Origin of the sequence: Phytoactinopolyspora endophytica, assembly GCF_004138495.1 — a bacterium.
GTDB lineage: Bacteria > Actinomycetota > Actinomycetes > Jiangellales > Jiangellaceae > Phytoactinopolyspora > Phytoactinopolyspora endophytica.
Window position 1 is genome coordinate 550,678 of sequence record NZ_ML142849.1, and the last position, 422, is coordinate 551,099.

Sequence of the window (422 nt, forward strand, 5' to 3'; positions counted from 1 at the left end):
TCGAGGTGGACCCCGGCACCGAAGGCGAGCTCGACCAAATGTCGTTCGTCGTCTACATCATCGACAAGCACGACGACGTGCGCGCCCGCGCGGTCGCCGATGACCGTCGTGCCGGCCTCGGCCAGCATCGCCGCCACCAGCTCACGACGTGCGGCGAGCTCCCGGCGCACCCGCCTCAGGTGCCGCGACAGGTCGCCCGTCTCTGCCATCGCCGCCAGCACTCGTTGCCCCGCGGGCGACGGCCCCACGCCGCTGACGTCCCGGTGTGCCGCCATCGCCCGCACGACCTCGTCCGGCGCCACCATCCAGCCCACGCCGAGCGACGGCGAGGTGATCTTGCTCGCCGTCCCTAGGTGGATGACGACGTCCGGGCCTATCGCGGCGAGCAACGGCAGCGGGGCGACGTCGTAACGCAGCTCGCC

General features: G+C 72.3%; 1 protein-coding gene. It reads right to left on the reverse strand.

Annotation, left to right across the window (positions count from 1 at the left end; translation table 11 throughout):
* Nucleotides 1-422 (reverse strand): aminotransferase class I/II-fold pyridoxal phosphate-dependent enzyme (locus ELR45_RS36520; protein ID WP_205855719.1); only part of this gene is annotated, 422 nt, incomplete at both ends.